Below are 25,270 nucleotides of genomic sequence, written 5' to 3' on the forward strand. Positions count from 1 at the left end.
ATATGATGTCGACCGGTGGCCAGGAACCATCGGCCTGCTAAAATCGACCAGCCTGCTACAATCGACGACGTCCACGGCCATGATTTCACCCAATATCTCGTGCAACGACACAAGCGAGCGCGGGCTTCCACGTTACCTCCGCTAGGGAAGTCGATGCTTTTCGTTTCCGTCCGATCGCCTTTCCCGCAGTTGCCGATGGAACGAGATGCATATCAGCCGCGTTGGATGACGACGCGAAGGATCAACCATCCCGGCTTGCCGGTGTCCTTCGCGATGGCTTCGACGACTGATCTTCGAAGATTCTTCGAGACCCTCAATGATTGACCGGCGCAGAGTTCTCCAAGCTCTCGCCGGTCTTTTTTTCGCCGGCCTCGGCACGACCGGCTATGCTGCGGCCTGGGAGCCCGAGCAGCTGCGCGTGACGCGCTATGGCTTGACGCCGCGCGGTTGGCCTGCCGGCCGGCGGTTGCGTCTGGCCGTGATCTCCGACCTGCACATCGGCGGGTTCCACGTCCCGCTCTCGCGCGTCACCGACATCGTGACGCAGGCAAACGCCCTGAAACCGGACCTGACGCTCCTGCTCGGCGATTTCGTCGCGAGCCGCGAGCGCCGCGCCTCGGACCCGCCCATGCAGGCCTGGGCGGAGGAGCTCGCACGGCTTCAGGCCAAGGACGGGGTCTACGCCGTGCTGGGCAATCATGACTGGTGGCACGACCGGCCAACGCAAACGGCCCGCTCCGGCCCGACCCAGGTGGCCGCAGCGCTGGCAGCCAACGGCATCGCCGTGCTGGAAAACCGCGCAATGAAGCTCGACACGGCGGCAGGCCCGCTCTGGCTCGCCGGCCTTGGCGACCAGATCGCCTTCCTGCAGCGCGTCCAGGGCCTGCCCCACGGCGTCGACGACCTCACTGGGACACTGGCGCAGATCGATGACGACGGCACACCCGTGATCATGATGGCGCATGAGCCCGACGCCTTCGTGCGCATGCCGCCGCGCATCGCGTTGACCTTGTCGGGCCACACCCATGGCGGCCAGGTCAGGCTTTTCGGCTGGGCGCCGGTCGTGCCTTCGCGCTATGGCCAGCGCTACGCCTACGGCCATATCCGCGAGAGTGACGGACGCGACCTGATCGTCTCCGGCGGAATTGGCACCAGCATCCTACCGGTCAGGCTCGGCATGCCGCCGGAGATCGTCCTGGTGGAGCTGGGCTAGAGTGTTTTCGAGCGAAGTGGATACCGGTTCGCGTGAAGAAAACGCGTTAAAACAATGAGCTAGAGCAAGTGCTCTAGCGCGGAGCGATGGCGCTTAGATTTGCTGTTGTGTCGACCGCGCCGTGAGAATCTCATGACCAGAGCACTCTGGTTTACGAGATGGTCGGGTCAAGCCTGACCATGACGCGTTTCCGATCCCAGAGCTGCGTCCCTCTGCCGACCGAAGGCCGGACCCGAGAGAGCCTCGCCCAGAATGACGCAGTGGTCCTGAGTCAAAGCGGCGCGCCAGGCGCCGCCGCGCCCTCAGCGAACGATCACCTTCGTGCCGACCGGCACGCGGTTGAACAGGTCGACCACATCGATATTGCGCATGCGGATGCAGCCTGACGAGGCGGAATGGCCGATCGTCTCGGGCTCGTTGGTGCCGTGGATGCGGTAAAGCGTATCGCGCCCGTTCTGGTAGAGATACAGCGCGCGCGCGCCGAGCGGATTTTCCGGGCCGCCTTCCATGCCGCCCGCGAAGGGCTTCAGATGCGGCCAGCGCACCAGCATCTCGGATGGCGGCGTCCAGCGCGGCCACTCGGCCTTGCGCTGGATCACTGCTTCGCCGGTCCAGCCGAAGGCCTCGTCGCCGGTGGCGACCGCATAGCGGATCGCCTTCTTGTTCGGCTCGACATAATAGAGATATTTCTCGGTCGTATCGATCAGGATCGTGCCCGGCGCGAGCCCGGTCGGATCCGTGATCTCATAAGGAAGCTGCGTGACGTAGTGCTCGAACTTCGGCACCAGCGCGATATATTCAGCGTCGCGCGCCGACAGGGCCGGCGCATTCACGCTCTTGTATTGGCAGGCGCCCAGAAGGACCGACAGCGCCAGAGATACGATCACAGTCTGTTTCATGCATCCCATCCAAGCGGCCGTGCGGCGACTTTTATGATGAATCAAAGGTTAACGTTCTGTGACGCCAAACGCAGGCCGCGGCACGGAAAAGCGAGCGAAGGACTAGGCTCGTAACATAGATGGCGCAATCTGGTTCCCGCCGTGGTTGTCGATTCGCGCTCTTCCCGGCGGACCGTTGCAAAGCGGCCACGCTGACCCTTCGTAACCCGCAATGCGAGGCGCCTTTTCCGTGACGACCCTCCTGATCACGCATCCGGCCAGCCTCCTGCATGAGACTCCGGCCGGCCATCCCGAGCGCATCGAGCGCATTCGCGCCGTCGAGCAGGCGCTGGAGGACGAGCGCTTCGCGGGCCTGATTCGCGCGACCGCGCCGCTGGGCCTGCTGGAGCAGGTCACGCTTTGCCACCCGCCCGCCTTCGCGCAGGCCGTGATCGCAGCCAGCCCCAAAACCGGCCTCGTCCAGATCGACGCGGACACGCTGATGTCGCCGGGAACGGTCGAGGCTGCGCTACGCGGCGTCGGCGCTGCGACCTTCGCCGTCGACGAGGTCATGCGCGGCGCTATCGCCAACGCCTTCTGCGCGACGCGCCCGCCCGGTCACCATGCCGAAAGCGACAAGGCGATGGGCTTCTGCTTCTTCAACACCGCCGCGATCGCTGCCCGCCACGCCCAGAAGGCCCATGGCGTCGAGCGTGTCGCCATCGTCGATTGGGATGTGCATCACGGCAACGGCACGCAGGAGATCTTCTGGGATGATCCGAGCGTCCTCTACGCCTCGACCCATGAGATGCCGCTCTATCCCGGCACCGGCGCAGCCTCCGAGCGCGGCCAGCACGGCACCATCGTCAACGCCCCCTTGCGGGCCGGCGACGCCTCCGAGGAGTTCCGCGAGGCCTTCGAGGCAGCGCTGCTGCCGCGGATCGAAGCTTTCGCACCCGACCTCATCGTCATCTCGGCCGGCTTCGACGCGCATTGGCGCGACCCGCTCGCCAATATCAATTTGAAGGAAGCCGACTTCGCCTGGGCGACGCAGAAGCTGATGGAGATCGCCGACCGCCGCGCCAAGGGGCGCGTCGTCTCGGTTCTGGAAGGCGGCTACGATCTCGAGGGCCTGTCGCGCTCGGCCGCCGCACATGTCATGGCACTGATGCGGGGGTAGAGCGACATTCCGGGGCTTCGTGCAGCCATGAACCCGGAATGACGAGCACTATTCCAGCGGCTGCGTGTCCGCGATCTCGATCCCGAAGCCGCTCAGCCCCACGAAGGAACGCGGTGATGAGGCGAGGTTGATGATCGAGCCGACGCCGATGTCGCGCAGGATCTGTGCGCCCAGCCCGACCTCGCGCCATTGCTGCGTGCGCTGCGCGTCGGAACCATCCTCGACGCTCTTGATCGGCACGCCGGCCGAGCCGTCGCGCAGATAGATCAACACGCCACGGCCATCCTGCGCGAAGCGCTTCAGCGCACACTGGATCGAGGGCGCACCGCCGAGCACATCGGCGACGACATTGGCCCTGTGCAATAGGGCCGGCACCTTCTCGCCATCGCCGATCTTGCCCATCACGAAGGCGAAATGCTGCGTATCCTCGAAGGGCGTGATGTAGACATGCCCCGTCATCTCGCCGAAGGCGGTCTTCACCGGGAAGGAGTGCACCCGCTCGACCAGCTTCTCGCGCGACTGGCGATAGGCGATCAGATCCGCGACCGTGATCTGCTGCAATCCGTGCTTCTGGGCGAAGGCGGTGATCTGCGGCCCCTTCATCACCGTGCCGTCGTCATTGGCGAGTTCGCAGATCACGCCAACCGGCGGCAGGCTCGCGAGCTTGCAGAGATCGACGGCGGCTTCGGTATGGCCCGAGCGCATCAGCACGCCGCCATCCTTGGCGATCAGCGGAAAGACATGGCCCGGCCGCACAAAGTCCGCTGCGCCCATATTGCCGTTGGCGAGCGCGCGCACCGTATTGCAGCGCTGTTCGGCCGAGATACCCGTGGTTAGCCCATGCTTGACGTCGACCGTGACCGTGAAGGCGGTACCGAGCGGGGCATCGTTCGACGACACCATCGGGTCGAGCCGCAGGCGGCGCGCTTCGCTCGAAGTCAGCGGCGCGCAAACGATGCCGCAGGTATTGCGGATGATGAAGGCCATCTTCTCCGGCGTGCAGAGCGAGGCGGCGACGATGAGATCGCCCTCGTTCTCACGGTCATCGTCATCGGTGACGATGACGATGTCGCCGCGTGCGAAAGCCTCGATGGCCTGGGTGACATTGCTGGACATGGCAGCCTCCCGCGGCCCGACAAGGCCGAGAAAATCATTGGGGGTGACGGAACCGCCCGTGGCGGCAGCGATACGCTCGGCGCTTTCGCGCGAGATCCAGGCGCTCTGGTCGTTGCAGAGCGCGGTGACGCTCGCCGGCGACAGCCCGACCTGCCGCGCAAAGGCGCTGCGGCCGATTTTGTTCTGCTGGAGCCAAGCGTCGAGTTTCATCAGCGCAAACTAATGCGCGGCAGCTTCAGTTGCAATGAAGCAGAAGAAGAATTTCAGTATTGCTGAAACGCATGATCCCGCCGTCATGATCGAGCTTGATCCGAGCATCTCGTGCCGGAACAGGCACCTTCTCTGCCAGAGCTTCTCGGATCCGCTGCGCGGCCTAGAGCAGGATGCGAAAAAGTGCGAGCCGGTTTTTCGCATTGATCCTGCTCTAACTCTTGGATGAGAGACGGCCCGCTACGGCTGAAACGGCCAGCGCGGCTCCACCACGCCAACCTGCGCGCGGTGGCGCAGATACTGGTCCGCCAGCACGCAGGCGACCATCGCCTCGCCAACCGGCACGGCACGGATGCCGACACAGGGGTCGTGGCGGCCCTTGGTGAACATCTCGGCCTCGCCGCCGGTACGCGTCACGGTCGCCCGCGTCGCCAGGATCGAGGAGGTCGGCTTCACCGCGAAGCGCGCCACGATCGGCTGCCCGGTCGAGATGCCGCCGAGGACGCCGCCGGCATGGTTCGACAGGAACAGCGGCGCGCCGTCATTGCCAGCGCGCATCTCGTCGGCATTCTCCTCCCCCGACAGCTCGGCTGCGCCGAAACCATCGCCGATCTCGACGCCTTTGACCGCGTTGATGCTCATCAAGGCGGCGGCGATCTCCGCATCGAGCTTGCCATAGATCGGCGCGCCCAGCCCCGCCGGCACGCCCTCCGCGACGATCTCCAGCACCGCGCCGATCGAGGAGCCGGATTTCCTGATACCGTCAAGATAGCTCTCGAACAGCTGAGCCGCCTTGGCGTCGGGGCAGAAGAACGGGTTGTTGCCGACCTCGGCCCAATCCCAGTTGTTGCGGTCGATCTTGTGGGGACCCATCTGCACCAGCGCGCCGCGCACGACCATGCCGGGCACGACCTTGCGCGCGATCGCGCCGGCCGCGACCCGCATCGCGGTCTCGCGAGCCGAGGAGCGCCCGCCGCCGCGATAATCGCGAATGCCGTATTTCACGTCATAGGTGAAATCGGCATGGCCGGGCCGGTACTTGTCCTTGATGTCCGAATAGTCCTTCGAACGCTGGTCGACATTGTCGATCATCAGCCCGATCGAGGTCCCGGTCGTGACCTGCACGCCATCGCTCTCGCGCGCGAAGACGCCCGAGACGATCCGCACCTGGTCTGGCTCCTGGCGCTGGGTGGTGAAGCGTGACTGGCCGGGCCGGCGGCGATCGAGCTCGACCTGGATATCGGCCTCGGTCAGCGGCAGCAGCGGTGGGCAGCCATCGACGACGCAGCCGATCGCCGGCCCATGGCTCTCGCCGAAGGTCGTGACGCGGAAAAGATGGCCGAAGGTGTTGTGTGACATGGGCAGCCTGACGCAGGTTCGTGTCAGGCTCTTAGTCCCACAGCCGGAGAGCGGTCAAACTCACCCAGCAGCCTTAGTGCCCCGCCGGCGCCTTCGCTGGCACGGCAGGGGCCCCCTCCCAGCGCGTATGCGCCGGCAGGTTTTCACCCTTCATGATCACGGTCAGCAGGCCGATCTGGGCATAATCGCCGACATGGGTGTCGTAGAGCACGGTCGCGCCCGCTCCGACGCAGACCCCCTTGCCGAGATGGACCCGGCCGACCTTCATGACGCGATCCTCATAGAGATGCGTCTGCAGGGCCGAATGGGCGTTGATGGTGCAGTAATCGCCCATCTTGACGCAGTCGAACTCGGTGATGTCGGTCGTGTCGAGCCAGCAGCCCTTGCCGAACTTGGCGCCGAACAGCATCAGGAACCAGGGCAGGAACGGCGTGCCGCGCAGATAGTCGAACAACACCTTGCCGCCCAACCCCCAATACAGCACCGCCACCGCCTCGGTGCGCATCGCCCACCAAGACCACATCGGCTTCATCACCGGCCTGTAGACGCCCATCATCAGCCATTTGATCGCAGCGCAGATCAGCGCCTGCGTGATCGCAATGATCATGGCGACAGAGGTGAAGGAAACGGCAAGACCGAGCCAATCCCGATGGTTGATTTCACGCTGCAGCACGAGATCGACCGCGATCGTACCAAAGGTGATGAACAACATCGCCGGGAACGAGGTGTGGAGCGCCTCGAAGATGCCGCGCGCGAACTGCTTGCGCAACGACGGCTTATAAGTCCAGTCGGCGCCGAGATCGACCTTCTGGCGCGTCGGCAGGCGGATCGGCGGCGAGCCGAACCAGGTATCGCCGGGCTGCATCAACTCGTTGGCGGGCGGCTTTGACTTGATGCCGATCAGCACGCGGTCAGGAATGACGGCGCCCGGCGGCACGACGGCGTCGTTGCCGACAAAGACCTGATCGCCAGTCCGGGTCATGTCGAGCCGCATATAGCCGCGCCGCATGTCCTCGTCGCCGAAGACGACCTCGTCGGCGATAAAATTGCCGGTGCCGATGCCGGTGAGGTCGTAGCGGCCCGACAGGTTGGTCGAGATTTCGGCGCCCTGGCCGATGTGCGCACCCATGATGCGGTACCAGGCCCGCATATAGATCGTCGCAAACAGCGAGGACAGCGTCTCCAGCGTCACCTCGGTCGCCAGCGCCACGGTCCATTTGCGGGCGTAGAAGCCGGAATGGATCGAGTACGAGCCCGAGGTCACGCGCGGCAGGATCACCCAGCGCAGCCCCGCCATCAGCAGCACGGTGAAGGCGATCAAACCGATCGCCGTCGGCCAGGTCAGGAGCGGCAGATACCAGAGATAGCTGATCTCGGACCAGCTCGCGACCCAGTCGTCGATCTGGTCGAACAGCCAGAAGGCCGGAAAGATCGGCAGCAGGCTGACCGGCGGCAGCACGATCAGCATGGCGACGTAGAAGGCCGTCATTGCGGCGCGCCGAAGGGCGCTGGCCTGCGCCTGCGGCGGCAACAAGGCGAGATCGACCATGCCGGTTTTGCGCGCGGGCGTGCCGTCCCAGATCTCGGCCTTGCCGACATGGGTCTGGGGCGGAATCGCGCTCAAATCGCAGATCTCGGCATGGTCGCCGATGACGCTGCCGTGCCCGAACACGACGGAGGCGCCAGCCGAGACGTCCTTGCCGATCCTGATCCGACCGATGATCAGCTTGTCGCCCATCGCCTCGCCATTGGCGAAAGTGGTCTTGGAGCCGAGCGCGGTGCCCTCGCCGATCTCGATCAGGTCGATCGCGCCGGCCTCGTAATCCGAGATGATGACGTCGCGGCCGACCTTGGCGCCAAGCAGGCGCCAGTAGAACCGCATCACCGGCGTGCCCTGAAACCATTTGATGTGCACGAGTCCGGCGACGCGGGCCGCGAACCACCAACGGAAATAATAGACCCCCCAAAGCGGATAGACGCCCGGCTTGGTCCGGCCGAGTACGATCCATTTCAGCGCGATCGCAATCAGCCCGGTCACGATGGTGATCGCGACATAGACACCGAGCAGCGCGAAAACCTGGCCGGTCAGCGACAGGTCCTCACCCGACATGATCATGTAGGTGACGAAGATGCCGAGCCATTGCGCGGTCGACAGGCCGATGATGATCGGCAGCACCGCGGCCTGGGCGAGGCCGCAAAGGAAACGGCGCAGCAACGGCGGTGGCGTGAAGGAGAGATCCTCGACCTCCGCGATGCCCCGCCCGTCGAGCAGCGCCGCCATGCCACGCAGGGTGCGCGCGCCATAGACGTCCTGCAGCGTGATGCCGGCATAGGCCGGCGTCTCACGCACGATCGAGATGAAGCGCGCGGCCAGCAACGAGTGACCGCCGAGATCCATGAAGAAATCGGCATCGAGCGGCAGGCTGGCCGCGCCCAGCACGCGCTTGGCTGCGTCCAGCAGTGCCGCTTCCGTTGCGTTGCGCGGCGGCTCCTGCTCGCCTGCCGCGCTCGGCGCCGTCAGCGGCGCCGCCTTGAGCATCTTGCGGTCGACCTTGCCGGAGACCATACGCGGCAGCGAGCCCACAGCCTCGAAATGCGCCGGCACCATATAGGGCGGCAGCTTGTCGCGCAGCGCCGCACGCAAGGCCGCGCCATCGACCGCCACGCCTGGCTCGGCCACGACGAAAGCGACGAGTCGCTCGATCTCATCATCGGTGCGCAGCACCACGGCCGCCTGGCTGACGCCCGGCTCGTCGGCGAGCTTCGACTCGATCTCGCCGAGTTCGACGCGGAAGCCGCGGATCTTGATCTGATCGTCGATGCGGCCGTGGAAGACGATATTGCTGTCGGCATCAAGACTGACCGCATCGCCGGAGCGATAGAGCACCGGGTCGTCGATTCCGCCGAAGGGATTGGCGATGAACTTCTCGGCCGTCAGCTCGGGGCGGCCATGATAGCCCTTGGCGACGCCGGGGCCGCCGATCAGCAATTCGCCCTGCTCGCCGGGGCCGACCAACTGCATCGCCTCATTGACGATATAGGCGGTGTAGTTGGCGATCGGCTGCCCGATCGTCACGACCTCGCCCGGACGGACCTCGGCCGCGGTCGCGACCACGGTCGCCTCGGTCGGGCCATAGGTGTTGAGGATGCGCCGGCCCGGCTTCGACCATTTCTGGACGATCGCCGGCGGCAGCGCCTCGCCGCCGAGCAGGATCAGCCGGAGCGAGGGCACGTCCGAGGGCAGGATGCCGAGCAGCGTCGGCACCGTGTCGATCACGGTTACGCCGGCCTCGGTCAGCAGAGCCGGGAGCTTCTCTGCATCGCCCATGGTCTCGGGGCTCGCAACGTAGAGAGCCGCCCCCACCAGATAAGGCGTCCAGATCTCCTCCATCGACAGGTCGAAAGCGACCGAAGCGCCCTGGAACACAACGTCGTCGGGGCCGATACCGTAGAAGGCGTTCCCCGAGCGCAGGAAATGGCAGATGTTGCGATGGCTGATGACGATCGCCTTGGGCGTACCCGTCGAGCCGGAGGTGTAGATCAGATAGGCCGGTTGGTCCTTGGTCAGGCCGGCTGCCCGCGCCGGCATCTCGGTGCCGTCGTCGCGAGCCGCCAGATCCTCCGGGCTCCAGACCGTGCGGCCCGTGCCCGCTGCCCTGCCCTGCCAATCCACGGATGTGACGAGGCCCTTGGCCTCGGCGTCCTTCAGGCAAACGGCGATCCGCTCGACCGGCGCCTCGGCGTCGAACGGCACCCAGGCCGCGCCTGAACGCGTGATCGCGATCTGAGCGATCAGGAGATCGATGCCGCGTGGCATCCACAGGCCGACCATGTCGCCGGGACCGACGCCTGCGAGGGCCAGGCCCCGCGCCTGCCGCCCGGAGGCGGCCCAGACCTCGGCATAGCTCAAGCCCCGCGCGCCGTCGCGCAAAGCCGTCTCGCCGCCGCGCGCTGCGACGGTCGCGGCGAAGATCTCGCCCAGCACCTCGTCTCGGATCAGATCCGGGCGCTTCTCGCCCACCAAGATCGCGAGCGCCTGCGCGCCCATCACGGCCGTCTTTGCCGAAAAATTGCTGATGTCGTTCATCGCGCCCCGCTGCGCTCAGAACCACGACATCCCGGAGCGAGGCGGAAAGCACCCCCGAACCAGGCACTCGCACCCCTGCGACGCACCTTCAAAAAAACACGGGCGAGCCACACCCCCCGATGCGCTCTTCCCGCTGTGCCTTCCGGCCGAGCATGCCACCGCCGCACGAAACTGCCTTAGCAGAACGACCTTGCCAAACCATGACTGAACCCGTGATGAACGCTTGGGTTCCAGCACGCTGCCGCAACAGCAGCTTAATCCCGCAGCGCCTTTAGAGCCAGTCGGCCTGATTGCCTGATACCACCAGGATCTTGCCCTGCCAGATATCGACGAGCGCGGCCTTCTGCGGAGACACCGCCCCGACCAGTGCCAATACGGCGCGCGCAATGCCGCCGTGGCTGACGATGACCGTCTCGCGCCGGAGCTCCTTCAGCACGGGCCTGATGCGTTCGGCGAGCATCCGGTAGCTCTCGCCGCCCGGCGGCACGAAGCCCCATTTGTCGCGCTCGCGCATCTGCGCCTGTTCGCGCTCGCTCTTGCGGATCTCCCGCCAGGTGAAGCCTTCCCAATCGCCGAAGGTCAGCTCGCGCAAGCGTTCGTCGATGCGGTAGGCGCCAGGCTCCAGCTGCAATTGGCCGCGCAGGATGTCCATGGTCTCGCGCGCTCGCTCCATCGGCGAGGCAATGTAGTCGAACGCCGCGAAATCCGGCGCCAGGGCTTTCAATCGCTCGGCCGCCTCCGCAGCCTGCGTCCGCCCCAAGGCGTTGAGCGGGATGTCCTGGGCGCCCTGCAGGCGGCCTTCGCGATTCCACTCGGTTTCGCCGTGGCGAATGAGAATGAGCCGTTGCGGGAGCGTGATCGGGATCATGTGGGGGCTCATGCACGCTGGCGCTTTGCCCGTCAAAGTCCCTCGCGGGCGGCGGTCATGCGTCGCGGCCATGGCGAGCGCCGTCGCTTTCTGTTGGCCGAGGCCCGATGCGCCGTATATAGGCGGCTCTTCGCTGCTGCAGCAGGTTTGAATGTCCCTGGCTCTCACCTTGCCCGATGGCCATAGCCTCGCTCTCGATGCGAGGCCGCTCATCATGGGCGTCGTCAACATCACGCCCGATTCCTTCTCCGATGGCGGCCTGCTCGCCAATGCGGAGGAGGCGATCGCTCATGGCCTCACTTTGGCGATGGAGGGGGCTGCCATCATTGATGTCGGCGGGGAATCGACCCGGCCGGGCCATGCCGCCATCGACGCCGCGACCGAGATCGCGCGGGTGCGGCCCGTGGTCGCGGGGCTCGCCAACGCGCTTTCGGTGCCGGTCTCGATCGACACCTGGAAGGCCGAAGTTGCCGAAGCCGCGCTGAGCGCGGGTGCCGCCATCGTCAACGATATCTGGGGCGCGCAGCGCGAGCCCGCCATAGCCGAGGCCGCGGCGCGCTACGGCGCGCCCATGGTCCTGATGCACAACCGCGAAACGGTCGATCCCGACATCGACATCTTCGACGACGTGCTGCGCTTCCTGGAGCGCTCCATCGCCATTGCCACCTCCGCCGGAGTGCCGCACAGCCAGATCGTCGTCGATCCCGGCATCGGCTTCGGCAAGGCCCCAGCGCAGAACCTCGCCTTGATCCGTGATCTCGGCCGCCTGAAGGAACTGGGTTGCCCGATCCTGCTCGGGGCCTCGCGCAAATCGATGATCGGGCGGATCACTGGCCAGAAAATTGCCGCCGAGCGCGTCGCCGGCAGCATCAGCAGCCATCTCTATGGCGTCTCGCAAGGCGCGGCCATCATCCGCGCCCATGACGTGCGCGTCCATCACGAGGCGCTCCAGGTCTGGGCCGCCATCGCCAATTCCGCCAGCCTGAACTCCGCAAAGGGCGCCCCGTGAGCGAAACCGGCAGCATTCTGATCGAGAAGCTCGATATCTACGCCTATCACGGCTTCTTCTCGGAGGAGGAGCGGCTCGGGCAGCGCTTTACGCTCGACCTCCTGCTGGAGACCGATCTGCGCTCCTCGGCGATCAGCGACAGCCTCGCCGACACGGTGAATTACGGCAAGGTCGTCGCTGTGGTGACGGACGCCTTCACCGCCAAGCGCTTCAACCTCCTGGAAGCAGCGGCGCGCGCCGTGGCGATGGCCGTGCTCGACGGCTTTCCCCCGGTGAATCGCGTCGAAGTCACCTTGCGCAAGCCCGCCCCGCCGATCCACGCCACGCTCGCCAGCGTCGGCATCAAGCTGAGCTACCCGCGTGGCGATTGAGGCCGCACTCGGGCTCGGCGGCAATCTGGGTAACCCGGTCGCAGCCTTCGCAGCGGCGCTGAAAGCGCTCGCCGCGCATCCCAGGATCAGGCTGGGCAAGATCTCCTCGGTCTACCGGACGCCGCCCTGGGGGCGGCTCGACCAGCCGGAATTCCTCAACATGGCCGCGCTGATTGAAACCAGCCTGCCGGCGGTCGAGTTGCTTGCCCTCGTCCTCGACATCGAGAAGCGGCAGGGTCGCGAGCGCCTCGAGCGCTGGGGGCCGCGCACGCTCGACATCGACATTCTGAGCTATGGCGACGCTGAGATCGACCAGCCCGGCCTGCAGGTACCACATCCGCGCCTGGCCGAGCGCGCCTTCGCCCTCGCGCCGCTGGCGGAGATCGCGCCCATGCTGGCAATCGGCGGCCAGACTGCAGCCAAGCTCCGCGACAAGCTCGCCGACCCCACTGTCAGGCGGGACGCGGAGGCGACCGAACGCTTGAGGTGCGCGCTGGACTAGGACTAGAGCGTTTTCGAGCGAAGCGGATACCGGTTCGCGTGAAGACAACGCGTTGGAACAAAGAGCAGGAGCAGTTTCCGATCCAGTCGGATCGGAAACTGCTCTAGGTCAGACGGAAATCACCCCGCCACTTGCTCGCAATCGCGGCAAGGTCTCTATTCGCCAACGTTGGTCGCGGCTCAGTTCCTGAACAATGCAACGCTCGGCGCGCGCCTTTCTGCCCTTACGTTAATTAACCGTTATCCAAAGTGACCGTGCGACCAACGTTGCGTCATATCGGTCATCGGTGCAGGAGAAAAGCGCTGCAGGCGACAAGACGGAGCCTGGCTTGAAAGAACCTACCATGACACTCGCTCGTCCCCTCGCCGCCGTCATCGCCGCGCTTCTCATGATCGCGCCGGCCTTTGCGAAAAACTTCGCCGTCCCGACCAAGAACCCGGCCGTGACCATCACCGTTCCCAACGACTGGAAGACCCAGGAGATCGACTACGGCTATTCCGCCCGCCCGCAGGATGAGGCGGTGTTCTTCTCGGTCGAGTTTGCCGATGCGCGCAACATCGACAAGATGCTCGCCAACAACGATGCCTGGATGAAGGACAACAAGATCAAGAAGGTCGAGCCGATCAAGGCTGAGGCTCCCTTGAACGGCATTCCGGCCACGATCTTCCAGTATCGCACCACCGACGGCAACGGCCCGACGAAGGTCGACTTCATCCTGCTGCCCGCGGGCCAAAACCGCATGATCATGCTGACCGTCTGGGGCTCCGATGAGGAGCGCGAGACGCATGGCAAAGAGCTCGACGCGATCTTTGGAAGCATCAAGGCGATCAATTGAACGCCATTTGGCAAAACGCTATCGGCTCAGGGCCTGACCTGAGCCGATAGTGCTCCGCGATACGATCGACGGCCGAACTTTGGAGCGGGACCGCCGCCCGCTCACTCGCTGCGTTCGAGTGAGATGTCCGGCGCAGTCGGCACCTTCATGCCGACGACATGATAGCCCGCATCGACATGCAGGATCTCGCCGGTGATGCCGCGTGACATGTCGGAAACCAGGAAGACCGCGGTCTCGCCGACCTCCTCGATCGTCACGGTGCGGCGCAGCGGCGAATTGTACTCGTTCCAGCGCAGGATGTAGCGGAAATCGCCGATACCCGACGCCGCCAGCGTCTTGATCGGCCCGGCCGAGATCGCGTTGACGCGGATCTTCGAGGGGCCGAGATCGGCGGCAAGATATTGCACGCTCGCCTCGAGCGCGGCTTTGGCGACGCCCATGACGTTGTAATGCGGCATCCATTTCTCGGCGCCGTAATAGGTCAGCGTCAGCATGGCGCCGCCGTCACTCATCAGCTTCTCCGCGCGCTGTGTCACGGCGGTGAAAGAGTAGCAGGAGATCAAGAGCGACTTGGTGAAGTTCGCCTCGCTGGTCTCGACATAGCGGCCGGTCAATTCGTCCTTGTCGGAGAAGGCGATGCAGTGGACGACGAAGTCGAGCTTGCCCCAGAGCTTCTCGATCTCGGCGAAGACGGCGTCGATCGACGCCGAATCGGTGACATCGCAATGGCCGACGACATGGCCGCCGAGCTCCTTCGCCAGAGGCTCGACGCGCTTCTTCAGCGCATCGCCCTGATAGGTGAAGGCGAGTTCCGCACCGGCGTCGGCAGCGGCCTTGGCAATGCCCCAGGCGATCGAACGGTTGTTGGCGACACCCATCACGAGGCCGCGCTTGCCCTTGAGCAGATTAGCGGTCGGAAGGACGGCGGTGATGGCGTCAGGCATCGGAGACCCTGGAACGAAACAAAAGGAGGGGTCTCATAGAACAGGACGCCGAAAAGTGGAAACCGGTTTTCGCCAGTTGCGGCGCTTCGATGGCCGGCGCGAGCCAGCACACTCTGGTAAAGCGCGCGAGCGCAAGCTCTTACGTCGTGCGCGCCTTCATCAACGCCGTCAGTTCGTCGTCGGTAGCCGGCATCTCGATGTCGATGGCGACGAAGAGATCGCCGACCGCGCCCTTCTCCCCCTTCAGCCCCTTGCCACGCAGGCGGAACTGCCGAGTCGTGCCCGTCAATGGCGGGATCTTCATCTCGACGGCGCCGGTCAGCGTCGGCACATGCAGCGGGCCGCCAAGCACCGCCTTGGCCAGCGGCACCGGCACGCGGGTGCGCAGATCGTTGCCCTCGACCGTGAAGCGTGGATCGGGCTTGACCTTGATCGTCATCATCACGTCGCCGGCCTCGCCCGAATGCGGGTCGACCTGGCCAAGACCGCGCAGGCGCATGACCTTGCCGTCGGCGACGCCCTCGGGGATCGTGACCTCGACCTCGCGCCCGCCCGGCAGCCGGACGCGCCGCGACGCCCCCGCCACCGCCTGCGCCAGCGTCACCTCCAGCGTGAAGCTCTGCTCCGGCGGCTTCTGCGCCTCCGGCCTGGTCCGGGCGCCACGTCGCGCCGCATCGCCAAAGAGCGAGCCGAAGATATCGGCCGGATCGAAGCCGGCATCCTGCCCGCCGCGGCCGAAGGGCTGGCCGCCGCCCTGGCCGAAATTGAATTCAAAGCCCCCGGCGCGGCCGCCGCGCCCGGCGCCCATACCCTCGAAGCCAGCGAATTTGGGCTTGCCCTCGGCATCGATCTCGCCGCGGTCGAACTGCTTGCGCTTGGCCTCGTCGCCAAGGATCTCATAGGCGCCGTTGAGTTCGGCAAAACGGTCCTGCGCCTTGGGATCGTCCCGGTTGCGATCGGGATGCAGATCCTTGGCCCGCTTCCGGTAAGCCTTCTTGATCTCGTCCTCTTTGGCCGACCGGGCGACGCCCAGAACCTGATACGGATCGCGCATTCATAGACCCCATTCGCACGACAGAAGCTGCCTGGCGGCCGCGTGCCGCCAGCGGCCTTCCGCCAACAACCCGATATCTGGGAATGGTGTGGCCTGAACGCAACATCCAGCGCAAAGATCGCGATCGACAATCGTCGGCCGGCCGCTCAGGTCAGGCCTTTCCAGGGCTGGACGTCCTTGACCGCCCAGTCGCCGCCGGAAGGACGGCAGGCCGTGCCTTGCAGCTTGGCCGGCTTGGCCTGCATCTGGACGCTGGCGATAAAGGCGCGGCAGATCTCGTCGGAACGCAGGAACGGGCCACCGACGGGGATGAAGGAGCCCTTGATGCCACTCTGGGGATTATCCCAGGACACCGCCGCGCCATTGCCCTGCGGGTCGAGCGCCACGGCCATCGCGCCATCGGCCCGGCGCATGTCCTCAGGTCCGAGATCAGAGGCGAGCGAGGCGAGCGCTCCGCCCCTGGTGGGGCTTTGTATCGGCGGAAGCGAAGATGTCGTGGCAACCTCATCCTCGCTCTTGGAGGATAATCCCAGGATCGGGAACGAGACCGAGCAGCCGCCGCTGAACAAGGCCAGCCCGAGCGCCCCGCCGACCACGATCGAACGCATGGATGCATAGCGCGCAGGAGGGCTTTGGATCGCCCCCGCCGCTGCCCTATACAGACTTGCTCTCACACCCCAAATCACAGATCGCGCTCGCCCGACGCCTACCTAGAACCAGCAAGGATTAAGCACGTGGAACGGTTAACGACCGGTGACTTCACCCAGGCGGATGAGCCATTTGCTCTGTTCCACGACTGGCTGCAGGAGGCGACGAAGTCCGAGCCGAACGATCCCACCGGCATGGCGCTGTCGACGGTGGACGCCGACGGTATGCCCAATAGCCGCATGGTGCTGCTGAAGGGCTATGATGCGGACGGCTTCGTCTTCTACACCAACACCGAAAGCCAGAAGGGGCAGGAGCTGCTCGGCCAGGGCAAGGCGGCCGCGCTCTTCCACTGGAAGAGCCTGCGTCGACAGGTCCGGATTCGCGGCGCGGTTTCGCTGGTGACGGAGGCCGAGGCCGACGCCTATTTCCAGTCGCGTCCGCGCGACAGCCGCATCGGCGCCTGGGCCTCGCAGCAGTCACGCCCCCTGGAAAGCCGCTTTGCGCTGGAGAAGGCGGTCGCGAGCTATGCCGCGAAATTCGGCCTGGGCACGATCCCGCGGCCGCCGCATTGGACCGGCTTCCGGATTGAGCCCGTCTATATCGAGTTCTGGCGCGACGGCGCATTCCGTCTGCATGATCGCGTCGTGTTCCGCCGCCCCTCGGCAGCTGAGCCCTGGTCGCGCACGCGCCTCTACCCCTGAGGATAGTCTCCATGGCGATGCCAAAATTCGATTTCCCCAAGACCGAGGCCGGCAAGCGCCCTGTCATGCTGCTGACGGGCGCCAGCCGTGGCATCGGCCATGCGACCGTGATGCAGTTCGCCATGGCGGGTTGGCGCATCCTGTCCTGCTCACGCCAGGCCTTTTCCGACAAATGCCCCTGGCCCTCGGGCGCCGCTGATCACGTCCAGATCGATCTCGGCGACCCCGAAGACACGATGCGCGGCATCGCCGAAATCAAGAAGCGCTTGGCCGCCGAGGGTGGCAAGCTCAACGCGCTGGTCAACAATGCCGGGATCTCGCCCAAAGGACCCAAGGGCGCGCGGCTGGGCGCCGCGACGACCTCCTTCAACGACTGGCACCAGGTCTTCCAGGTCAATTTCTTCGCGCCGATCATGCTGGCGCGCGGCCTGCTCGACGAATTGACGACGGCCAAGGGCGCGATCGTCAACGTGACCTCGATCGCCGGCTCCCGCGTCCACCCCTTCGCGGGAGCGGCTTACGCCACCTCCAAGGCCGCGCTCGCCAGCCTGACCCGCGAGATGGCCGCCGATTTCGGGCCGCTCGGCATCCGCGTGAACTCGATCTCGCCGGGTGAAATCGACACCGCCATCCTCTCGCCCGGCACGGAGAAGATCGTCGCGACCCTGCCGCTGCAGCGCCTCGGCAAGACCGACGAGGTCGCCAAGGCGATCTATTTCCTCTGCACCGACTCCTCAAGCTATGTCACGGGCTCCGAGCTCCACATCAATGGCGGGCAGCACGTGTGACGGGCGATAGCGGCCAGGTCATCCGGTTTCCAGCAGCCGGCAAGGCGCCGGCAAGGCCGGTTCTGGCGGCCTCCGTCGCCGTATTCCGCGACGGCAAGGTCCTGCTGGCGACGCGAACCAAGCCGCCGGCCGACCAGCTCTGGTCGCTGCCGGGCGGTAAGGTCGAGCCCGGCGAGACCCTGGAGGAGGCCGCTTTGCGCGAGCTCGAGGAGGAGGTCAGCGTCAAGGCGCGCATCCTCGGCTTCAACCGCCATGTCGAGATCTTCGGCCGCGACGCCAAGGGCGGCGTCACGCATCATTTTGTCGTCGCCTCCTTCGTCGGCGAGTGGCTCTCGGGCGAGCCGACGACCGGGCCGGAGGCCGGCGCCGTGATGTGGGCCGATCCGCTGCGCCTCGGCGGCCTTCCGACGACGCGGGAGCTCGGCGACGTACTCAGGCGCGCCCGGGCCTTACTGTACGAGGCGTTGCGGCGCGATGCCGGGCACGCCCCGTGAGGCGGGGCGCGGTCCTGGCGCTGACGCTCTTAGTCGCGCTTTCGCTAGGCGAAGCTGCCGCGCAGACGCAGCGCCCTGCCGCAAGCGCGCCCAAGGCCGCGACTGAGTCGGGCGAGTCGCCGCCCCCGCCTTACGAGCCGCAGCTCCTGAGCTTGGCCGAGATCATGGGTTCGCTCGCCTATCTGCGCACCCTTTGCGCCGGCAAGGAGGCCGAGGACTGGCGCGCGCGCATGACCGCACTGATCGACGCCGAAGGCCGCACGCCGCAGCGCCGCGAGCGCCTGACCAGCGCTTATAACCGCGGCTTCCGCGCCTATTCGGCGACGCATCGCACCTGTACCGACGGCAGCCAGGAGGCTGCGGCGCGTCTGGCAAGCGAAGGCGAACGCCTCGCCCGGCTTCTCGCCGGCCGTTATGGCGGCTAGACCGCTTTTGCGCGAAGTGATCGATTCCAAAAGTTGAGAGCATTGCTCTTGCGAAAATCCGGCACCCACTTTTTCGCGCAATGCTCTAGCTGGCTCTTAACCACAAACTCTCACGGCTGCGTTAACCTTTCTTAAAGGGGATGGTGGCCCGGCGAGCCGGCTTTGCGTATGACTATAGGTCTGTCGATGGCACGGATTCTCCCGTTGGGGGCTTCGGGCCGCATGTTCAGGTCCAAGCCGCAGAGTCTCCGCCTCGATGTCGACTTTTCCAGACGATCTGCCGCTCGATCCCACCCTGGGCGAGGACCGTAGCGACGCAAGACGCGTCGCCTATGGCTATGTCGAGGACGCCTTCAACGAAGCGCAGCAGGATGGGCTCGACAGCGACGCACTGGCCCATGCCGCCCTCTTCGCCGCCTTCCGCACGCTGGTTGAGACCTATGGCGAGGAAGCCACTGCCGTCTTCGCCGAAGCGCTGCCCGGCAAGGTGCGCGGCGGCGCCTTCACCAGCGGCACCCGACACTAGGCCGCTTAGAGGCTGCTCGGCAGCTTGCATTGCCCTGCAGCAAGCCTTTGCTGCGACTGCGGCACAACTGCAACTCTGCCGAAAAAGTTGAAACCGGGCCGCCACATGCGTGTTTGCCCGCGAATCGCCGTTGTCTAAAGAAGAGAGACAGGGGCTGATTCGATCAGGGTAGCTCAGCATGCGTATCGCTACGCTTTGCCTATTGTCGCTCTTTTGCCTGCTTTCCGGCCTGACGATGGAAACCCAGGCGGCCGACGCGGTCGCGCTGGCGCCGGCATTGCCCTCTCTGGCGCGAGACCTGTGGATTTCCGAGATCCGCGGCGGCGCCTATCTGCATGACCCGACCAGCCCCGAAAGCGGCTCCGTCAACCTCAATCTCGAAGTCCTCTCGGTAAAGCCGTTCCTGCCGGCCGATCCGGTTCTGGCGCTGCTGGTTCCGCGCTTCCATCTCGGCGGCTCGCTCAACACGGCCGGCAAGACCAGCCACGTCTATGGCGGCCTGACCTGGACCTTCGACATCACCCCGAAACTCTTCGTCGAGGGCGCCTTCGGCCTTGCCTTCCACAATGGCGATACCGGCCGCACCGCGCCGGTGGGCCACGCCGCCCTGGGCTGCACGCCGCTGCTGCGCGAGGCCGGTTCGATCGGCTATCGCCTCGACGCCAATTGGACGGTGATGGCGACGGTCGAGCACATGTCCAATGCCGGCCTCTGCAACGCCAATCGCGGCCTCACCAATTACGGTCTCAAGCTGGGCTATATCTTCTAGAGCGTTTTCGAACGAAGTGGACACCGGTTCGCGTGAAGAAAACGCGTTAAAACAAGGAGCTAGAGCGTTGCGGCCGCATTGCGCGCCGTCGTGGCGCGCTCCTGCATCAGCGCGCGTTCCTTGGCGTTGCGTGTCAAGGAGACCGCGCGATCGAAGGCCGCCGCCGCCTCGCCATGCCGCCCGAGCTTGGCCAGCAGATCCCCGCGCACGCTCGGCAGCAGATGATAGCCCCGCAGCGCCGGCTCATCGGCCAGCGCATCGACCAGCACCAGCCCCGCCGCCGGCCCCTCCGCCATCGAGACCGCGACGGCCCGGTTGAGCTCGACGATCGGCGACGGATTTATCGCGGCGAGCACGGCATAGAGCGCAGCGATCCGGCGCCAATCGGTCTCCTCGGCCGTGCGCGCCCGAGCATGGCAGGCCGCCAACGCCGCCTGCAACAGATAAGGGCCGGGCGTCGTGCCGGCGAGCCTCTGCGCCCGCTCCAACGCCTTGAGCCCGCGCCCGATCAGGAGCTGGTCCCAGCGGGCGCGATTCTGGTCGAGCAGCAGGATCGGCTCGCCATCGGGACCGAGTCGGGCCCGCAATCGCGAGGCCTGCAATTCCATCAGGGCGACGAGACCATGCACCTCCGGTTCCAGCGGCGCGCGCTCGGCCAGGATGCGGCCGAGCCGCATCGCCTCCTCGCACAGCGCCGGCCTGACCCAGTCATGGCCGGCGGTCGCGGCGTAGCCCTCGTTGAAGATCAGATAGACCACCTCCAGAACCGAAGCGAGGCGCTGCACCAGCTCGGCGCCATGAGGCACCTCGAACGGCACGCGCGCATCGGCCAGCGCCTTCTTGGCCCGCACCAGGCGCTGCGCCATGGTCGGCTCCGGCACGAGGAAGGCACGGGCGATCTCCTCCGTCGTCAGCCCGCCGAGCAGCCTCAGCGTCAGCGCGAGCCTTGCTTCCGTCGAGAGCACCGGGTGGCAGGCGGTGAAGATCAGGCGCAGCAGGTCGTCGCCGACCTCGTCGTCGAGCGCAGCGTCGAGGTCCGGCATCACCAGCGCGTCGGTCTCGCTGTCGTGGCCGAGTTCCTGATGCTTGCGCTGAAGCAGCTTATCGCGGCGCAGAGCGTCGATGGCGCGGTGCTTGGCCGCCTGCATCAGCCAGGCGCCGGGGTTGCGCGGAACACCCTCCTGCGGCCATTGCGCCAGCGCCGCGACCAGCGCGTCCTGCGCCAATTCCTCGGCGCGTCCGATGTCGCGGGTCACGCGCACAAGACCCGCAATCAGCTTCGGAGCCTCGATCCTGAAGACCGTCTCGATAGTGCGGTGTGTATCGCTCGCCGACATGACGGGCGATACACACCATCAGCCGGCGCCTCTGGCAAGCGGCGTTAGCCGCCAGCAGGAGAGGATTCAGCCCTTGTCGCTAATCTCGGTCTTGAGGCGATCCCACGTCGCTGCGACCTCCGGGGTCACGATCTCGCCGAAATCGGCTAGGTCGAAGAGCGGGCGGATCTCGATCTCGGACGGACCCGGCATCGGGTTGGGGCAGCGCTTGACCCATGCGATCGCCTCGTCGAGCGACTTGCACTCCCAGAGCCAGAAGCCGGCGACCAGCTCCTTGGTCTCGGCGAAGGGGCCATCGACAACGGCTCGCTTGGCGCCATCGAACTGCACGCGCGCGCCCTTCGAGCTCGGCTGCAGGCCATCGCCGCCCTTCATGATGCCGGCTTTCACGAGTTCCTCGTTATACGCCATCATCGCGTCGAGCAGTTCCTGGGTCGGCTGTGCGCCGGCTTCGCTGTCGGTCGTCGCCTTGACCATCACCATGAAACGCATCGGTTTTCTCCTTTGGGGCGGAAGCAGCGGAGGCAATGCCTCGCGCCTTCCGGGTTGAATGGGTGTGCGAGCTTCGGTCCGGTCAGCCCTTCTTCTCGATCTCGGCGCGCAACCGGTCTTCCTGCTCGCGCAGTTCCGGCGTCATCGCCGCGCCGAAATCCTCCATCTCGAAGACCGGGCGCAGTTCGATCTCGGTGCCGCCGTCGAAGGGCGCGCGCTTGAGCCATTCGACGGCCTCGTCGAAGGATTTGACCTGCCAGAGCCAGAAGCCGGCGAGCAGCTCCTTGGTCTCCGCAAAGGGGCCGTCGGTGATCACGCGCTCGGCCCCCGAGAAGCGCATGCGCAAGCCCTTCCTGCTCGGATGCAACCCTTCGCCCGCCAGCATGACGCCGGCCTTCACGAGTTCCTCGTTATACGCCCCCATCTTCGTGAAAATGTCCTCGCTCGGCATGATGCCGGCTTCGCTGTCCTTGTCGGCCTTGACCAGAACCATCACACGCATCGGAATTCTCCTTGAGTTTTCAGCTTCGGGAGGCAGGCCCGGCGAGCGTCTATCGCCACCTTCAAAACCCGCTCTCTGACATCACGTCGAACGGGGGCCGCCCGGATCGACAGGTTGCTTAAAAAAAATTGCTAGGCCTTTGCTGCCATCCGTTCGCGGCGCGCGATCTCGGCCTCGCTGGGCTGCGCCTGCGCGAAGGATCCGGTCCTGATCTCGCCCCCGCGACGATAGCGGCTCATCACCACGCCGGTCGACGAGGCCTTGCTGTCGACGAGCTTGAGCGCGACCGGGATCGTGCCCTCACCGAACATGCGCTTGCCCTTGCCGAGCACGAGCGGGAAGACCAACAGATCGAGCTCGTCGATCAGGTCATGCCTGAGCAACGTCTGGATCAGCACGCTGCTGCCCTGGATCAGGAGCTTCGGCCCGTCCTGCTTCTTCAACCTGGCGACATCGGCGGCAACATCGGGCAAGGCGACAGAATTCCGCCAGGTCAGCGGCGCGTCGGATGAGGTCGCGACATATTTCGTCGTGGCGTTGAACGCCTTGGCGATCGGATCCTCATCGCCGGCATAGGGCCAGTGCGCGGCAAAGATCTCATAGGTCCTGCGGCCGAGCAGCAGGTCGAAGGGCTCATCGAAGAGCTTGCCCATGAGCTCGCCCATCGCGTCACCCCAATAATGGAAGGTCCAGCCACCATGGCAGAAGCTGCCGGCCGTATCCTCTTCCGGTCCACCGGGCGCTTGCATCACTCCGTCCAGCGACAGGAAAGTTGCGGCAACGATCTTTCTCATCTCGGGTCTCCCGTTTGCAGTGAGGACCGTTGCGCGGGCTCGCGCAATCAGTCTCTGCCCTCACGTCGAACGGGCACCGGCAGGATCGACAACCCCGGCAAAAATATTCTGACGCACCTAGAGATTGACCGGACCGCCCTGCCCGTTTGCCAGCAGCGCCTCGGCCTTCTCGACGATCTCGGCGACGATCGTCGCGGCGGGCAAGACCTCGCCTACCAGCCCCGACGCTTCACCGGCGATGACGGCGGCGATGTCGAAATCGCCCGCCTCGCGCGCCGCCTGATAGCGCGGCGCCTCGGTCCCGATAGTCTGCATCAATGCGATCTCGCGCCCGCTCCAGCGCTCGGCATGCGCGTTCACCAGGCAGCGGCCGGTGAAGGGCGCCGGCCAGACATTCTGGCGCGAGATGTCGAAGACCAGCCCGCGAACCGTGTCGTCGCCGGAGGCCGCGACGATGCGCTCCTTCGCCGCGCCATGGCCTGCGGCCTCCAGGCTGGCGTAGAGCCGCGTGCCGAGGACGACGCCTTGTGCTCCCAGCATCAAGGCCGCCGCGAGCCCCCGCCCATCGGCCACGCCACCCGCCGCGACCACGATCGCCCGGTCAGCGACCGCATCGACGACCGCCGGCACGAGCGCGAAGGTGCCGCGCGACGCGCCATGCCCGCCGGCTTCCGACCCTTGCGCGACGATGATGTCGGCCCCCTTCGCCACCGCGTCGCGCGCCATCTCGACCGACTGCACCTGGCAGATCAGCCGCGCTCCGGCAGCCTTGATCTTGCCGGCGAAGGGCTCGGGATCGCCGAAGGAGAGCCAGACCGCGTCGGGCTTGGCAGCGAGCGTGAGGTCGAGCAGCTCCGGCTGCCTGGCCAGGCTCCAGGTGATGAAGCCGACGCCAAAGCGAAACGGCGACGCCTCGCGGGCCTCTACCAGCTTGGGAAGCTCTCTGCCCAGCCAGGCGGCGTCGCCATAACCGCCACCCAATATGCCAAAGCCGCCAGCCTCCGAGACCACGCGCGTCAGCCTAGCGTCAGCTACGAGATCCATAGCTGCGAGCAGGATGGGATGCCTGACGCCCAGCATCCGGGTCAGAGGGGTCGTGATCGTCATGATGTCGGTCCTTGCCGCCGGCTTCCTGTCGACAGCGACGCTAGATCACCCTATCGTTCTGCTAAAATGAATTATTAAGATTGTAGCCATCTGGAAATAAGAACGCCGATCGATGGATCTCAACGAACTGACCACTTTCACCGCCGTGGCTCGGTCCGGCGGCATCTCCGCGGCAGCGCGGGAAATCCATACGGTCCAGTCCAATGTCACGATGCGGATCAAGGCGCTCGAGGACGAGATCGGCCTCGCATTGTTCGAGCGCCACAGCCGCGGCATGGCGCTGACGGAAGCCGGCCAGCGCCTGCTGCCCTATGCCGAGCGTGTGCTCTCGCTGCTGCGGGAGGCGAAGATCGCGGCGCGCGACAATGCCGCCGAGCAAGGCGTGCTGCAGCTCGGCTCGATGGAGACGACCGCCGCGATCCGCTTGCCGCCGCTGCTGGCGGCGTTCCACCAGGCCTGCCCGGCCGTGCGCCTGAGCCTCCAGACCGGGCCGACCGCGCAGCTCGTCGAGGGCGTCTTGCGCCGCGAGATCGACGGCGCCTTCGTGGCGGGCCCGATCCAGCATGACGAGATCGCAGCCCTGCCAGTCTTCGAGGAGACTCTGGGGCTGGTGACGCCGGCGGCGATCGACGATCTCGACGCTCTCCGGCGCAGCGCCTCGACCGGGCTGAGCGTGCTGACCTTCCGCCCCGGCTGCTCCTATCGCCAGCGCCTGGAGCAGGTGCTGGCGCGCCTCGGCCTGCCCTCTTATGCGCGGCTCGAATTCGGCACGCTGGACGGTATTCTCGGCTGTGTCGCCGCCGGCGTCGGCATCACCTTGCTGCCCAAGGCGGTGTTCATGCAGTCGGCCCAGCGCGATGCTCTGCGCTGGCACCCGATCGATGGCGAGGAAGGCGCCGTGACGACGCTCTTCATCCGCCGCCGCGACGCCTATGAGAGCCGCGCCCTGCAGCGCTTCCTCGGCCTCATGCGACGAGAGCCGGATGATGTCAGACCGGATCACAAAGTGAACCGGTCTGACATCTGAATCCGCCTCTCATCAAAGAGTGAGGGCAGGATCA

At 65.8% G+C, this 25,270-nt stretch carries 27 protein-coding genes; 14 read left to right on the plus strand and 13 right to left on the minus strand.

Annotated features, from left to right (window positions below):
• Window positions 1–316: 316 nt before the first annotated feature.
• Complete coding sequence (locus BMZ97_RS08565; protein WP_092167489.1) at window positions 317–1,213, plus strand: metallophosphoesterase; 897 nt, start codon at window positions 317–319, stop codon at window positions 1,211–1,213.
• Window positions 1,214–1,515: 302 nt separating this feature from the next.
• On the opposite strand, the gene BMZ97_RS08570 is transcribed toward BMZ97_RS08565, so the two are convergent.
• A complete protein-coding gene (locus tag BMZ97_RS08570) occupies window positions 1,516–2,112 on the minus strand; it encodes a L,D-transpeptidase (protein WP_092167490.1) in 597 nt (198 codons plus the stop codon).
• A gap of 229 nt (window positions 2,113–2,341) precedes the next feature.
• On the opposite strand from BMZ97_RS08570, the gene BMZ97_RS08575 reads away from it, so the two are divergent.
• The gene (locus BMZ97_RS08575) at window positions 2,342–3,271 is read left to right on the plus strand and encodes a histone deacetylase family protein (RefSeq protein WP_092168815.1); all 930 of its coding nucleotides are present in this window, start codon (window positions 2,342–2,344) and stop codon (window positions 3,269–3,271) included.
• A 48-nt stretch (window positions 3,272–3,319) separates the two neighbouring features.
• Here the strand turns inward: BMZ97_RS08575 and ribB are convergent, their stop codons facing one another.
• Window positions 3,320–4,597: a 3,4-dihydroxy-2-butanone-4-phosphate synthase gene (ribB, locus tag BMZ97_RS08580; RefSeq protein ID WP_175525482.1), complete on the minus strand. Its 1,278-nt coding sequence runs from the start codon at window positions 4,595–4,597 to the stop codon at window positions 3,320–3,322.
• Between the two features lie 34 nt (window positions 4,598–4,631).
• Between ribB and BMZ97_RS08585 the strand changes: the two genes are divergently transcribed.
• Window positions 4,632–4,826 carry a hypothetical protein gene (locus BMZ97_RS08585; protein ID WP_092167492.1) on the plus strand — a complete coding sequence of 65 codons (195 nt, stop codon included), beginning with the start codon at window positions 4,632–4,634 and terminating at the stop codon, window positions 4,824–4,826.
• Between the two features lie 11 nt (window positions 4,827–4,837).
• Here BMZ97_RS08585 and aroC read toward each other — a convergent pair whose 3' ends face one another.
• The 3 genes from aroC to BMZ97_RS08600 all read right to left on the minus strand — a co-directional run bounded on the left by aroC (window position 4,838) and on the right by BMZ97_RS08600 (window position 10,911).
• A complete protein-coding gene (gene aroC, locus BMZ97_RS08590) occupies window positions 4,838–5,956 on the minus strand; it encodes a chorismate synthase (protein WP_092167493.1) in 1,119 nt (372 codons plus the stop codon).
• Between the two features lie 73 nt (window positions 5,957–6,029).
• On the minus strand, window positions 6,030–10,043 hold the full coding sequence (locus BMZ97_RS08595) for a Pls/PosA family non-ribosomal peptide synthetase (protein ID WP_092167495.1): 4,014 nt from the start codon (window positions 10,041–10,043) through the stop codon (window positions 6,030–6,032).
• 271 nt (window positions 10,044–10,314) lie between these two features.
• The gene (locus BMZ97_RS08600; RefSeq protein ID WP_092167496.1) at window positions 10,315–10,911 is read right to left on the minus strand and encodes a histidine phosphatase family protein; all 597 of its coding nucleotides are present in this window, start codon (window positions 10,909–10,911) and stop codon (window positions 10,315–10,317) included.
• Between the two features lie 151 nt (window positions 10,912–11,062).
• Here BMZ97_RS08600 and folP point away from each other — a divergent pair, with 151 nt between their 5' ends.
• From folP to BMZ97_RS08620, 4 genes are all read left to right on the plus strand, one after another.
• Window positions 11,063–11,920 carry a dihydropteroate synthase gene (gene folP / locus BMZ97_RS08605; RefSeq protein ID WP_092167498.1) on the plus strand — a complete coding sequence of 286 codons (858 nt, stop codon included), beginning with the start codon at window positions 11,063–11,065 and terminating at the stop codon, window positions 11,918–11,920.
• Window positions 11,917–12,291, plus strand: coding sequence for a dihydroneopterin aldolase (folB, locus tag BMZ97_RS08610; protein WP_175525483.1), 375 nt, complete (start codon window positions 11,917–11,919; stop codon window positions 12,289–12,291). The genes folP and folB overlap by 4 nt, the downstream gene beginning before the upstream one ends.
• On the plus strand, window positions 12,281–12,793 hold the full coding sequence (gene folK, locus BMZ97_RS08615; protein WP_092167502.1) for a 2-amino-4-hydroxy-6-hydroxymethyldihydropteridine diphosphokinase: 513 nt from the start codon (window positions 12,281–12,283) through the stop codon (window positions 12,791–12,793). Before folB ends, folK begins: the two co-directional genes overlap by 11 nt.
• A 343-nt stretch (window positions 12,794–13,136) precedes the next feature.
• Window positions 13,137–13,628 carry a hypothetical protein gene (locus BMZ97_RS08620; RefSeq protein WP_092167503.1) on the plus strand — a complete coding sequence of 164 codons (492 nt, stop codon included), beginning with the start codon at window positions 13,137–13,139 and terminating at the stop codon, window positions 13,626–13,628.
• Window positions 13,629–13,729: 101 nt separating this feature from the next.
• Here BMZ97_RS08620 and fabI read toward each other — a convergent pair whose 3' ends face one another.
• The 3 genes from fabI to BMZ97_RS08635 all read right to left on the minus strand — a co-directional run bounded on the left by fabI (window position 13,730) and on the right by BMZ97_RS08635 (window position 16,234).
• The gene (gene fabI / locus BMZ97_RS08625) at window positions 13,730–14,572 is read right to left on the minus strand and encodes an enoyl-ACP reductase FabI (protein WP_092167505.1); all 843 of its coding nucleotides are present in this window, start codon (window positions 14,570–14,572) and stop codon (window positions 13,730–13,732) included.
• A 139-nt stretch (window positions 14,573–14,711) separates the two neighbouring features.
• Window positions 14,712–15,626, minus strand: coding sequence for a DnaJ C-terminal domain-containing protein (locus BMZ97_RS08630; protein ID WP_092167507.1), 915 nt, complete (start codon window positions 15,624–15,626; stop codon window positions 14,712–14,714).
• A gap of 146 nt (window positions 15,627–15,772) precedes the next feature.
• Window positions 15,773–16,234: an RT0821/Lpp0805 family surface protein gene (locus BMZ97_RS08635; protein ID WP_092167508.1), complete on the minus strand. Its 462-nt coding sequence runs from the start codon at window positions 16,232–16,234 to the stop codon at window positions 15,773–15,775.
• 126 nt (window positions 16,235–16,360) lie between these two features.
• Between BMZ97_RS08635 and pdxH the strand changes: the two genes are divergently transcribed.
• The 6 genes from pdxH (at window position 16,361) to BMZ97_RS08665 (ending at window position 19,977) form a co-directional block, all read left to right on the plus strand.
• Window positions 16,361–16,975 carry a pyridoxamine 5'-phosphate oxidase gene (pdxH, locus tag BMZ97_RS08640; protein WP_092167509.1) on the plus strand — a complete coding sequence of 205 codons (615 nt, stop codon included), beginning with the start codon at window positions 16,361–16,363 and terminating at the stop codon, window positions 16,973–16,975.
• 65 nt (window positions 16,976–17,040) lie between these two features.
• A complete protein-coding gene (locus BMZ97_RS08645; RefSeq protein ID WP_092168821.1) occupies window positions 17,041–17,763 on the plus strand; it encodes an SDR family NAD(P)-dependent oxidoreductase in 723 nt (240 codons plus the stop codon).
• Window positions 17,760–18,257, plus strand: coding sequence for an NUDIX hydrolase (locus BMZ97_RS08650; RefSeq protein WP_244546308.1), 498 nt, complete (start codon window positions 17,760–17,762; stop codon window positions 18,255–18,257). The genes BMZ97_RS08645 and BMZ97_RS08650 overlap by 4 nt, the downstream gene beginning before the upstream one ends.
• Window positions 18,254–18,682 carry a TIGR02301 family protein gene (locus BMZ97_RS08655; protein WP_092167511.1) on the plus strand — a complete coding sequence of 143 codons (429 nt, stop codon included), beginning with the start codon at window positions 18,254–18,256 and terminating at the stop codon, window positions 18,680–18,682. Before BMZ97_RS08650 ends, BMZ97_RS08655 begins: the two co-directional genes overlap by 4 nt.
• Window positions 18,683–18,938: 256 nt before the next feature.
• Window positions 18,939–19,208, plus strand: a complete 270-nt coding sequence (locus BMZ97_RS08660) for a hypothetical protein (RefSeq protein ID WP_069692920.1) — start codon at window positions 18,939–18,941, stop codon at window positions 19,206–19,208.
• Window positions 19,209–19,386: 178 nt separating this feature from the next.
• On the plus strand, window positions 19,387–19,977 hold the full coding sequence (locus BMZ97_RS08665) for an acyloxyacyl hydrolase (RefSeq protein WP_244546309.1): 591 nt from the start codon (window positions 19,387–19,389) through the stop codon (window positions 19,975–19,977).
• Window positions 19,978–20,036: 59 nt separating this feature from the next.
• Here the strand turns inward: BMZ97_RS08665 and BMZ97_RS08670 are convergent, their stop codons facing one another.
• From BMZ97_RS08670 to BMZ97_RS08690, 5 genes are all read right to left on the minus strand, one after another.
• Window positions 20,037–21,314, minus strand: a complete 1,278-nt coding sequence (locus BMZ97_RS08670; RefSeq protein WP_092167512.1) for an RNA polymerase sigma factor — start codon at window positions 21,312–21,314, stop codon at window positions 20,037–20,039.
• 66 nt (window positions 21,315–21,380) lie between these two features.
• Window positions 21,381–21,806, minus strand: a complete 426-nt coding sequence (locus tag BMZ97_RS08675; RefSeq protein WP_092167514.1) for a YciI family protein — start codon at window positions 21,804–21,806, stop codon at window positions 21,381–21,383.
• Window positions 21,807–21,888: 82 nt separating this feature from the next.
• Window positions 21,889–22,308: a YciI family protein gene (locus BMZ97_RS08680; protein WP_092167516.1), complete on the minus strand. Its 420-nt coding sequence runs from the start codon at window positions 22,306–22,308 to the stop codon at window positions 21,889–21,891.
• Between the two features lie 131 nt (window positions 22,309–22,439).
• The gene (locus BMZ97_RS08685; protein ID WP_092167517.1) at window positions 22,440–23,102 is read right to left on the minus strand and encodes a dihydrofolate reductase family protein; all 663 of its coding nucleotides are present in this window, start codon (window positions 23,100–23,102) and stop codon (window positions 22,440–22,442) included.
• A 117-nt stretch (window positions 23,103–23,219) separates the two neighbouring features.
• Window positions 23,220–24,209 (minus strand): NAD(P)H-dependent flavin oxidoreductase, encoded by a 990-nt coding sequence (locus BMZ97_RS08690; RefSeq protein WP_092167519.1) that lies wholly within the window; start codon window positions 24,207–24,209, stop codon window positions 23,220–23,222.
• Window positions 24,210–24,321: 112 nt separating this feature from the next.
• Between BMZ97_RS08690 and BMZ97_RS08695 the strand changes: the two genes are divergently transcribed.
• Window positions 24,322–25,236, plus strand: coding sequence for a LysR family transcriptional regulator (locus BMZ97_RS08695; RefSeq protein ID WP_092167522.1), 915 nt, complete (start codon window positions 24,322–24,324; stop codon window positions 25,234–25,236).
• Window positions 25,237–25,270 lie beyond the last annotated feature (34 nt).

It is taken from the genome of Allobosea sp. OK403 (assembly GCF_900113835.1).
In the GTDB taxonomy this organism is placed as follows: Bacteria; Pseudomonadota; Alphaproteobacteria; order Rhizobiales; family Beijerinckiaceae; genus Allobosea.

What these genes read in the sequence shown, in the direction of transcription:
- BMZ97_RS08665 (WP_244546309.1), top strand. Translation starts at nt 19,387, where the DNA reads ATGCGTATCGCTACGCTTTGCCTATTGTCGCTCTTTTGCCTGCTTTCC.
- BMZ97_RS08675 (WP_092167514.1), bottom strand. Translation starts at nt 21,806, where the DNA reads ATGCGTTTCATGGTGATGGTCAAGGCGACGACCGACAGCGAAGCCGGC.
- BMZ97_RS08570 (WP_092167490.1), bottom strand. Translation starts at nt 2,112, where the DNA reads ATGAAACAGACTGTGATCGTATCTCTGGCGCTGTCGGTCCTTCTGGGC.
- BMZ97_RS08685 (WP_092167517.1), bottom strand. Translation starts at nt 23,102, where the DNA reads ATGAGAAAGATCGTTGCCGCAACTTTCCTGTCGCTGGACGGAGTGATG.
- BMZ97_RS08630 (WP_092167507.1), bottom strand. Translation starts at nt 15,626, where the DNA reads ATGCGCGATCCGTATCAGGTTCTGGGCGTCGCCCGGTCGGCCAAAGAG.
- folP (WP_092167498.1), top strand. Translation starts at nt 11,063, where the DNA reads ATGTCCCTGGCTCTCACCTTGCCCGATGGCCATAGCCTCGCTCTCGAT.
- BMZ97_RS08635 (WP_092167508.1), bottom strand. Translation starts at nt 16,234, where the DNA reads ATGCGTTCGATCGTGGTCGGCGGGGCGCTCGGGCTGGCCTTGTTCAGC.
- BMZ97_RS08670 (WP_092167512.1), bottom strand. Translation starts at nt 21,314, where the DNA reads ATGTCGGCGAGCGATACACACCGCACTATCGAGACGGTCTTCAGGATC.
- BMZ97_RS08565 (WP_092167489.1), top strand. Translation starts at nt 317, where the DNA reads ATGATTGACCGGCGCAGAGTTCTCCAAGCTCTCGCCGGTCTTTTTTTC.
- BMZ97_RS08595 (WP_092167495.1), bottom strand. Translation starts at nt 10,043, where the DNA reads ATGAACGACATCAGCAATTTTTCGGCAAAGACGGCCGTGATGGGCGCG.
- BMZ97_RS08695 (WP_092167522.1), top strand. Translation starts at nt 24,322, where the DNA reads ATGGATCTCAACGAACTGACCACTTTCACCGCCGTGGCTCGGTCCGGC.
- BMZ97_RS08690 (WP_092167519.1), bottom strand. Translation starts at nt 24,209, where the DNA reads ATGACGATCACGACCCCTCTGACCCGGATGCTGGGCGTCAGGCATCCC.
- aroC (WP_092167493.1), bottom strand. Translation starts at nt 5,956, where the DNA reads ATGTCACACAACACCTTCGGCCATCTTTTCCGCGTCACGACCTTCGGC.
- BMZ97_RS08585 (WP_092167492.1), top strand. Translation starts at nt 4,632, where the DNA reads ATGAAGCAGAAGAAGAATTTCAGTATTGCTGAAACGCATGATCCCGCC.
- BMZ97_RS08645 (WP_092168821.1), top strand. Translation starts at nt 17,041, where the DNA reads ATGCTGCTGACGGGCGCCAGCCGTGGCATCGGCCATGCGACCGTGATG.
- BMZ97_RS08620 (WP_092167503.1), top strand. Translation starts at nt 13,137, where the DNA reads ATGACACTCGCTCGTCCCCTCGCCGCCGTCATCGCCGCGCTTCTCATG.
- BMZ97_RS08600 (WP_092167496.1), bottom strand. Translation starts at nt 10,911, where the DNA reads ATGATCCCGATCACGCTCCCGCAACGGCTCATTCTCATTCGCCACGGC.
- ribB (WP_175525482.1), bottom strand. Translation starts at nt 4,597, where the DNA reads ATGAAACTCGACGCTTGGCTCCAGCAGAACAAAATCGGCCGCAGCGCC.
- fabI (WP_092167505.1), bottom strand. Translation starts at nt 14,572, where the DNA reads ATGCCTGACGCCATCACCGCCGTCCTTCCGACCGCTAATCTGCTCAAG.
- BMZ97_RS08680 (WP_092167516.1), bottom strand. Translation starts at nt 22,308, where the DNA reads ATGCGTGTGATGGTTCTGGTCAAGGCCGACAAGGACAGCGAAGCCGGC.
- BMZ97_RS08660 (WP_069692920.1), top strand. Translation starts at nt 18,939, where the DNA reads ATGTCGACTTTTCCAGACGATCTGCCGCTCGATCCCACCCTGGGCGAG.